Annotated in this window: 8 protein-coding genes and 2 pseudogenes; 4 read left to right on the top strand and 6 right to left on the bottom strand. The window is 71.4% G+C overall.

Annotated elements, in window-relative coordinates; genetic code table 11:
- From rho to DMB66_RS52305, 3 genes and pseudogenes are all read right to left on the bottom strand, one after another.
- Positions 1-1,157 (bottom strand): annotated as a pseudogene (gene rho / locus DMB66_RS52315) (transcription termination factor Rho); the annotation flags it as partial.
- A 293-nt stretch (positions 1,158-1,450) separates the two neighbouring features.
- On the bottom strand, positions 1,451-2,626 hold the full coding sequence (locus DMB66_RS52310) for a HAMP domain-containing sensor histidine kinase (protein ID WP_125811539.1): 1,176 nt from the start codon (positions 2,624-2,626) through the stop codon (positions 1,451-1,453).
- Positions 2,623-3,279, bottom strand: a complete 657-nt coding sequence (locus DMB66_RS52305; protein ID WP_199753147.1) for a response regulator transcription factor — start codon at positions 3,277-3,279, stop codon at positions 2,623-2,625. The genes DMB66_RS52310 and DMB66_RS52305 overlap by 4 nt, the downstream gene beginning before the upstream one ends.
- Before the next feature lie 133 nt (positions 3,280-3,412).
- On the opposite strand from DMB66_RS52305, the gene DMB66_RS52300 reads away from it, so the two are divergent.
- The 4 genes from DMB66_RS52300 to DMB66_RS52285 are packed head-to-tail and all read left to right on the top strand — an operon-like array spanning position 3,413 to position 6,979.
- The gene (locus tag DMB66_RS52300; protein ID WP_125811538.1) at positions 3,413-3,964 is read left to right on the top strand and encodes a hypothetical protein; all 552 of its coding nucleotides are present in this window, start codon (positions 3,413-3,415) and stop codon (positions 3,962-3,964) included.
- On the top strand, positions 3,961-5,091 hold the full coding sequence (locus tag DMB66_RS52295) for a peptidoglycan-binding domain-containing protein (RefSeq protein ID WP_233625461.1): 1,131 nt from the start codon (positions 3,961-3,963) through the stop codon (positions 5,089-5,091). Before DMB66_RS52300 ends, DMB66_RS52295 begins: the two co-directional genes overlap by 4 nt.
- Positions 5,091-5,762 (top strand): ABC transporter ATP-binding protein, encoded by a 672-nt coding sequence (locus tag DMB66_RS52290; protein ID WP_125811542.1) that lies wholly within the window; start codon positions 5,091-5,093, stop codon positions 5,760-5,762. Before DMB66_RS52295 ends, DMB66_RS52290 begins: the two co-directional genes overlap by 1 nt.
- A complete protein-coding gene (locus tag DMB66_RS52285) occupies positions 5,759-6,979 on the top strand; it encodes an ABC transporter permease (RefSeq protein ID WP_125811536.1) in 1,221 nt (406 codons plus the stop codon). Before DMB66_RS52290 ends, DMB66_RS52285 begins: the two co-directional genes overlap by 4 nt.
- Before the next feature lie 91 nt (positions 6,980-7,070).
- On the opposite strand, the pseudogene DMB66_RS52280 reads toward DMB66_RS52285, so the two are convergent.
- The 3 genes and pseudogenes from DMB66_RS52280 to DMB66_RS52270 form a co-directional block, all read right to left on the bottom strand.
- A pseudogene (locus tag DMB66_RS52280) lies at positions 7,071-7,388 on the bottom strand (flavoprotein); the annotation flags it as partial.
- 140 nt (positions 7,389-7,528) lie between these two features.
- Complete coding sequence (locus DMB66_RS52275; RefSeq protein ID WP_125811534.1) at positions 7,529-7,774, bottom strand: type II toxin-antitoxin system RelE/ParE family toxin; 246 nt, start codon at positions 7,772-7,774, stop codon at positions 7,529-7,531.
- Positions 7,771-8,070, bottom strand: a complete 300-nt coding sequence (locus DMB66_RS52270; RefSeq protein ID WP_199753145.1) for a type II toxin-antitoxin system Phd/YefM family antitoxin — start codon at positions 8,068-8,070, stop codon at positions 7,771-7,773. The genes DMB66_RS52275 and DMB66_RS52270 overlap by 4 nt, the downstream gene beginning before the upstream one ends.
- Positions 8,071-8,284: the final 214 nt, after the last annotated feature.

The raw sequence follows: 8,284 nt of genomic DNA, 5'->3' as shown, positions 1-8,284 counted from the left end.
TTGAGGTGCTCGAGCAGCTGCTGCAGGCTCTGCTTGCGGTCCTGACCGGTGAGCGCCCGGCGGAGTTGGTGCATCAGGGCAAGCTCGGTCGGCGCCACCAGCGTCTCGTCGTGCCGGGTGCCCGAACCGGTGACGTCGATCGCCGGGAAGAGCCGGGACTCGGCCAGCGACCGGTCCAGCTTGAGCTCGGCGTTGCCGGTGCTCTTGAACTCCTCGAAGATGACGGTGTCCATCGCGGAGCCGGTGTCGACCAGGGCGGTCGCGATGATGGTCAGCGAGCCGCCGTTCTCGATGTTGCGGGCGGCGCCGAGGAACCGCTTCGGCGGATACAGCGCGGTGGAGTCGAGACCACCGGACATCGTCCGGCCCCGGCCCGGCGCGGCCAGGTTGTACGACCGGCCCAGCCGGGTGATCGAGTCCAGCAGCACGACCACGTCGTGGCCGGCCTCCACCAGCCGCTTCGCCCGCTCGATGGCGAGCTCCGCCAGCGCGGTGTGATCCGTCGGCGGCCGGTCGAAGGTGGCCGCGATGACCTCGCCCTTGACCGAGCGCTGCATGTCGGTGACCTCTTCGGGCCGCTCGTCCACGAGCACGACCATCAGGTGCGCCTCGGGATTGTTCTGCGTGATGGCGTTGGCGATCGCCTGCAGCACCATCGTCTTGCCGGCCTTGGGCGGCGACACGATCAGCGCGCGCTGCCCCTTGCCGATGGGCATGACCAGGTCGATGACCCGGGTGGTGAGGATGCGCGACTCGGTCTCGAGGCGCAGCCGCTCCTGCGGATAGAGCGGGGTCAGCTTGTAGAAGTCGGGGCGGCGGAAGGCCAGTTGCGGGTCTTCGCCGTTGACGGTGGCGACGTCGAGCGTGGCCTGCTTGCGGCCGCTGGGGACGTGCGCGATGCCGGTGACGTGGTCGCCGCGGCGCAGCCCGTGGCTGCGCACCTGGGCCGACGACACCGCGATGTCGTCGGGACCGGGCAGGTAGCCGTCGGCGCGCAGCCAGGCCTTGTCGTCGACGATGTCGAGCAGGCCGTCGATCGCGACGTCGGCGCTGGGGGCGCCGGGCCCGGTCTCGGCCGGGCGGTTGCGGGGCCCGCCGCCGACCGGGCGGCGACGGGCATTGGTGGTGCGGCGTTCGCTTGAGCGAACGTCGGTGTCGGTCATTGGTACTCCTCATCTGAGGTACGCGGATACGCGTCGGCAAGGCTGCGGAAAATCGACGACAGCCCATACGCCGGAAGTAAACTGATGGGGCCGGTGTCTGAAACTCGGCCGATTGGGGATTCCCGGGAGCGGCAGCGCCGCCTGCGTCCGGGTCCCGACTGCGATAAAGGTAGCGTGCCCGGGCCGCCGCCACAAGCATCGTCCCAAATGCGGGCAAGCTGAGCCGTGACATCGGTCACCTTCGGCGGACATAACCAGCGCCGGGAGCGAACTATTCCCGGCGCTGGTTATACCGGCGAGAGTGCGGATGCGCTGGGAAGGGTGACGGTCACGGTCAGGCCGCCGCCCGGGCGAGGCTGCGCCTGGGCGTCGCCGCCGTGCGCGCGGGCCACCGCACGGACGATGGAGAGCCCGAGACCGAATCCGCGGCCTCCGTCGATCCGGTCGCGGTGCAGCCGGCGGAACGGCTGGAACAGGGTCTCGATCTCGTACGCGGGCACGACCGGGCCGGTGTTGGCGACGGAGAGAACCGCGCAGCCGGCCGTCGTGGTGGTGGAGACGGCGACCCAACCGTCGGGCACGTTGTGGCGGATCGCGTTCTCCACGAGGTTCTGGGTGAGCCGTTCCAGCAGGATCGGGTCGCCGGTCGTGGCGGCCGGCCGCAGGTCGCGCCGGGTCTCCAGGGCCGGCGCGGCGCTCTGGTCGAGGACGTGTCCGGCGACGTCGGCCAGATCGACCGGTGCTCGCTCGGTGATCGCGTTCTCGGCGTCGGCGAGCATGAGCAGGCCGTCGATGAGCCGTTCGTGGCGGTCGTTGACGGCCAGCAGCGATTCGCCGAGTTGCTGGGTCTCGGTGGTGGCGCCCTGCCTGGTCACGGCCAGCTCGACCAGCGCGCGGTTGAGGGCGAGCGGGGTGCGCAGTTCGTGGGAGGCGTTGGCGACGAACCGGCGCTGACCGTCGAAGGACCGGTCCAGCCGTTCGACCATCAGGTCGAACGTGTCGGCCAGCTTCTTCACCTCGTCGCGCGGGCCGGGCAGGGCGATTCGTTCGTGCAGCCCGCGGCCGACGCCGTCGGCGCCGGCGATCCGCTGGGCGGTCTCGGTGATCCGGTGCAGGGGTTGCAGCGCCCGGCCGGCCACCAGCCAGCCCAGCCCGGCGGCGGCGCCGCCCACCCCGAGCAGCGCGATGCCGCCCTGTTTGAGCAGCGAGTTCATGGTCTCCTCGCGGAACCGCAGCTGCTCGGCGCGGAACTGCCGGATCGTGTCGGCGAACTGGTCGCTGTTCAGGCCCCACGGTGCCGTGCCTTCGGTGAACGACGCGGCGAGGTCGGGGTTGGCGTCCACCCGCCGGTCGAGGCTCTGCTCCACCAGCAGGTAGGTGACGGCGAGCAGCAGCGCCCCGGCGACGAAGAACAGGCCGCCGTAGAGCACGGTGAGCCGTACCCGGATCGTCCAGCTGCTCATACGACGCGATACCCCACTCCCGGAACGGTCTGGACCACCTGAGGCTCGCCCAGCTTGCGCCGCAGCTTCATCACGGTGACCCGGACGACGTTGGTGAACGGGTCGATGTTCTCGTCCCACACGTGTTCGAGCAGGTGCTCGGCGGAGACGACGTTGCCCGCGGCGCGCAGCAGCTCGGCCAGCACGGCGAACTCCTTGTTGGCCAGGGCCACGGGTCGCCCGTCGCGGGAGACCTCGCGGCGGGCCGGGTCGAGCCGGACGCCGGCGCGCGCCAGCACCGGCGGCGCGGCCGGGCGGGAGCGGCGCATGAGCGCGTGGACCCGGGCCGACAGCTCGGCGAACGCGAACGGCTTGGTCAGGTAGTCGTCGGCTCCCAGCGAAAGCCCGGCGACCCGGTCCCGGACGGCGGCCGCCGCCGTCAGCATCAACACCCGGGCCGGCGTGCCGGAGTCGACGATCGCCCGGCAGATCTCGTCGCCGTGCACCACGGGCAGGTCACGGTCGAGCAGCACGACGTCGTACTCGTTGAGGCCGAGCCGTTCCAGCGCGGCGTCGCCGTCGTACACCACGTCGACGGCGAAGGTCTCGCGGCGAAGCCACTCGGCGACGGCGTCGGCCAGGATCCGTTCGTCCTCCGCTACCAGGATGCGCACACCCACCATGGTCACTCATCGAGGGCTAACGCCGGCGTAAACACCTGCGGTTACGCCGTGGTTATCCCCGGCACGGTTCAGTTCTGGACGCGGCTGGAAAGTCGCACGGTTCTGAAGCAGAGGAGATCTGTCGATGCGACGACATCGGTTGCGGCTCGTATTCGCCGGCCCGGCGCTGGCGCTCGCCATGGCGGTCCTGGCCGGGTGTGGCGGCGACGACACGGCGAAGAACGAGGTGGCCAGCGTGAGCGCCGGCGGGGCGACCCCGGCGGCGAGTGCCAGCGCCGCCGCCGACCCCGAGCAGGGACGCAAGTTCGCCGCCTGCATGCGGGAGAACGGGGTACCGGAGTTTCCCGACCCCGGCGCGGACGGCCAGTTCGACATGAGCCAGTTCCGCGACGCCGACCTCGATCAGCAGAAGGTCCGGCAGGCCCAGGAGGCCTGCCGCGAGCTGGCCCCGAACGGCGGCCAGCGCCCGCAGCTGGACGCCGCCCAGCAGGAGCAGCTGCGGAAGTTCGCGCAGTGCATGCGCGACAACGGGGTGGACATGCCGGACCCGGACCCCAACGGCGGCGGCTTCGGCATGGGTGACGGCGGAGCGTTCGACCAGAACGATCCCGCGTTCTCCAAGGCGATGGAGGCATGCCAGGACAAGCTCACCTTCCTGCGGGGAGGGAACTCGTGACCACCACGACGGCCCGCACCGAGGACCTGGCCCCGCCGGCCGACCCCGGTAAGCCCGCCGGCCGGCGCGACCGCCGACGGGTGCGAACGGCGGCCGGCGTGTGCGGCGCGGCCCTCGTGGTCGTGGCCGGCACGGTCGCCGCGGTCGGCTTCGGCGACGGTGACACGCCCGCCACCGCCCGCGCCGACCTGCCGCCCGCGACGGCGACCGTCGCCAAGACGACGCTGACCCAGACCGAGACCGTCGACGGCACCCTCGGCTACGGCGACACCACCGTGGTGAAGGCCCGCGGCGGCACGAACGCGACGGTGACCTGGCTGCCGGCCGAGGGCAGCACCGTCAGCCGCGGCCGGCCGGTGTACAAAGCGGACAGCGACCCGGTCGTACTGCTCTACGGCTCGGCGCCGCTGTACCGCACCCTTGAGCCCGGCGCGGAGGGCGCCGACGTCAAGCTGGTGGAGCGAAACCTGTCCGCCCTCGGATACGACGGCTTCACCGTCGACGACGAGTACACCTCCGCCACCGCCGACGCGGTCCGCGACTGGCAGGACGACCTGGGCCTGTCCGAAACCGGCACGGTCGCACCCGCGCAGGTCGTCGTGGCCACCGGCCGGATCCGGGTCACCGCCCTCCAGCTCGCGCTGGGCGACACGGCGAACGGGCCGGTGCTCAGCTACTCCGGCACCACCCGCACCGTCACCGTCCACCTCGACGTGGACAAGCAGGAACTGGCGAAGAAGGGCATCGCCGCGACGGTCGAGCTGCCCGACGGCACCCCGGTCAAGGGCACCGTCACCAGCGTCGGCACGGTGGCCACCACCACCGGCACGGACAACCAGCAGACCACCACGATCGACGTGACCGTCACCGTGGCCGACCAGAAGAAGCTCGGCACCCTCGACGAGGCACCCGTCGACGTCATCCTCCAGGCCGAGCAGCGCCGCGACGTGCTCGCCGTGCCGGTCAACGCGCTCGTCGCGCTCGCCGAGGGCGGCTACGGCCTGCAGGCCGTCGACGGCTCCACCACCCGCTACGTGGCCGTCAAGACCGGCATGTTCGCCGGCAACAAGGTCGAGGTCTCCGGCACCGGCGTGACCGACGGACTCGTCGTCGGGGTGCCCAGATGATCGTCGAACTGGACGCCGTCTCGAAGATCTACCCCGGCGGGGTGGCCGCGCTGAGCGGCGTGTCGCTGACCATCGACCGGGGCGAGCTCGTCGGCATCGTCGGACCCTCCGGGTCCGGAAAATCCACGATGCTGCATCTGATCGGCACGCTCGACCGGCCGTCGTCGGGGACCGTCCGGATCAACGGGTACGACGTAGCCGCGCTGACCGATCGTGAGCTGTCCGCCCTGCGGTCCCGGACGATCGGCTTCGTGTTCCAGCAGTTCCACCTCGCCGCCGGGGTACCGGCGCTGGACAACGTGGCCGACGGGCTGCTCTACGCCGGCGTCGGACTCGCCGAACGACGCCGGCGCGCCGCCGGCGCGCTGCATCGGGTCGGCCTCGGCCACCGACTCGACCACGAACCGCACGAACTCTCCGGCGGCGAACGCCAGCGCGTCGCCATCGCCCGCGCGGTCATCGGCGACCCACCGCTGCTGCTCACCGACGAGCCCACCGGAAACCTCGACTCCGCATCCGGCGCGTCGGTGATGGCACTGCTGGGCGATCTGCACGCGGGCGGCACCACCGTCGTGATCATCACGCACGACCGCGACATCGCCGCCGGCCTGCCCCGGCAGATCGAGATGCGCGACGGCAAAGTGCTGGAGGCCGCGACATGGCAGCCATGACCACAACGGCACCGGCGCCACTGCCCCGGCTCGTCCCGGCCCGGCTCCGGCCACGCGACGTCGTCCGCGTCGGCGGCGCCGGGCTGCGCACCCGCCCGCTGCGGGTCTTCCTGTCCGCGCTGGGCATCGCGATCGGCATCGCCGCCATGCTGGCCGTGGTCGGCATCTCCACCTCCAGCCGGGAGAACCTCGACCGCCAACTCGCCGCGCTCGGCACGAACCTGCTCACCGTCGCACCCGGACAGTCACTCTTCGGCGAGGACGCGCACCTACCCACCGACGCGGTCACCATGATCGGCCGCATCGGTCCCGTGGAGAAGGTCAGCGCGACCGGAAACCTCGACGCCCGCGTCTACCGCAACGACCACATCCCGTCCGGCCAGTCCGGCGGCATCGGCGTGCGCGCCGCGCGCACCGACCTGCCCACCACCGTCGGCGCCACCCTCGCCAGCGGCGCCTGGCTCAACGACGCGACCGCCCGCTACCCGGCCGTCGTGCTCGGGTCGACCGCGGCCGACCGGCTCGGCGTCGGCCGCGCCGGTCCCGACGCGCAGGTCTGGCTGGGCGGGCACTGGTTCACCGTGGTCGGCGTGCTCGACCCGGTGCCGCTGGCCGAAGAGCTGGACACCTCGGCCCTGGTGGGCTGGCCAACCGCGGAGAGCCTGCTCGACTTCGACGGCTACCCCACGACCGTCTACACCCGCACGCAAGAGGACGCGGTTCAGGACGTACGAAACGTGCTCGCCGCCACCGCCAACCCGGAGGCGCCCAACGAGGTCCAGGTCTCCCGCCCATCCGACGCCCTGGCCGCCAAACAGGCCACCGACGCCACCCTCAACGGCCTGCTCCTCGGCCTGGGCGCGGTCGCGCTGCTGGTCGGCGGCGTCGGCGTGGCCAACACAATGGTCATCTCCGTCCTGGAACGCCGCGCCGAGATCGGCCTGCGCCGCTCGCTAGGTGCCACCCGCGGCCAGATCCGCCTGCAGTTCCTGGCCGAGTCTCTGCTGCTGTCCGCCCTCGGCGGCATCGGCGGGGTCCTGCTCGGCATCGGCGTGACCGCGACCTACGCCACCACCCAGGACTGGCCGACCGTCGTACCGGCCTGGGCGATGGTCGGCGGCGTGACGGCAACCCTGGTAATCGGCGCGGTCGCCGGACTCTACCCGGCCGTACGGGCGTCCCGGCTGTCTCCGACGGAGGCCCTCGCCGCCCCGTAGCGCCCACCCCGAGGCGGCGGGCAACCCGAGGTTGCCGCCGCCTCGGCTGGTGTCGGTCCCGGGTCAGTGCAAGGTCTGTCTCGCCAGGTCACTACGGGTGCATCCGTCGATCGGTGGCCTCCTCGGCAATCCGAAACGCCCTCTGCCAAGGGAACATCGCTTGCATGCCGGAGCCGGTGCCAGGCGGGTGGGGTTCCCAGTTGTCGTCCGGGCCGGACAGGACACAGGCGCCTTCGGCGCGCAGGTCAACGATGGCGCGTTGGAAGGGCGCGCGGGCGGCCAGTGCGGCGTTGACGAACGGGATGATGACGGTCGGGATGCCGCGTCCCATCAGTTCGGCGGCTGAGGTCAGCGGGTAGGTGTCGGCGATGCCGAGGGCGAGCTTGTTGATCGTGTTGTAGGTGGCCGGGCGGCGAAGTGGACGTGGCCGAATCCCGCAGCGCCGACAGACCCGAGCGTCAACCGGCAGCTGCTCGCCCGCACCGGACGTGGGCGGCACGTCAACGCCAGAGAGGCAGGCCCGGCCCGGAGGCGGAAGCAGTCGAGCGTTCAGTTGTCGTAGACGTCTTTGCGGTGCCCGACCGCGTGCACGGTCAACTCATCCCCATCGAGGCGATAGATCACCCGGTAGTCGCCGACCCGCAGCCGGCGACCGGAGCCGTCACGCATCTCGGTGGAATTCTGTGGGGTCGAGTCGGCGACCAGGCCGAGGACCGCGCCGAGGACGGTCAGGAACACGTTGCGCGGCTGCTTGTGCAGCCAAACCAGCACATCGCGGTCGACCTGAACCTTCACGCCGCCTCGCCGCCCGCCCGGTCCGCCAACAGCGCCTCGACCTCGCGAGGATCCACGCCAAGCGACTCCAACGCCGCAGTCAGCGGCACGAACTGGCCCTCGGCGCGGGAACGGGCGATCGCCGCAGAGTCCTTGCGATCGCGGAACGCCTCCAGCTCCTCCCACTCGTCGATACCGATCAGCACCGCGACCGGACGCTCGTACTTCGTAATGATCACGGGCTCGTGCGTACGTTCGACCGCCTCCAGCACTCGACCGGCGCCGTCGCGGAATTCCCGCAGAGTCATCCTCGTCATGGGCAGCATCGTACCACGCGGTACCATTTCCAGGACGCGATCGGGGCACAAGACGGCGCAGGGCCGGCGCTTCGGTCCAGCGGGGTTAGCCGTGACGACGAGATTCAGGAGATCTCCGACCCGCCTGCCGGCACCCTGGGCAGTGGGATCAGCGGCAGCGACGTGCGGAACTGCCCAGGCGTGGCCGGTTCGGTCCCCTCTTTCCACGGGTCCC

This window comes from Actinoplanes sp. ATCC 53533 (assembly GCF_003947245.1).
The sequence above is the reverse complement of the archived record's forward strand: the minus strand, read 5'-3'. Positions and strand labels throughout refer to the sequence as shown.

What these genes read in the sequence shown, in the direction of transcription:
- DMB66_RS52310 (WP_125811539.1), bottom strand. Translation starts at nt 2,626, where the DNA reads ATGAGCAGCTGGACGATCCGGGTACGGCTCACCGTGCTCTACGGCGGC.
- DMB66_RS52300 (WP_125811538.1), top strand. Translation starts at nt 3,413, where the DNA reads ATGCGACGACATCGGTTGCGGCTCGTATTCGCCGGCCCGGCGCTGGCG.
- DMB66_RS52285 (WP_125811536.1), top strand. Translation starts at nt 5,759, where the DNA reads ATGACCACAACGGCACCGGCGCCACTGCCCCGGCTCGTCCCGGCCCGG.
- DMB66_RS52270 (WP_199753145.1), bottom strand. Translation starts at nt 8,070, where the DNA reads ATGACGAGGATGACTCTGCGGGAATTCCGCGACGGCGCCGGTCGAGTG.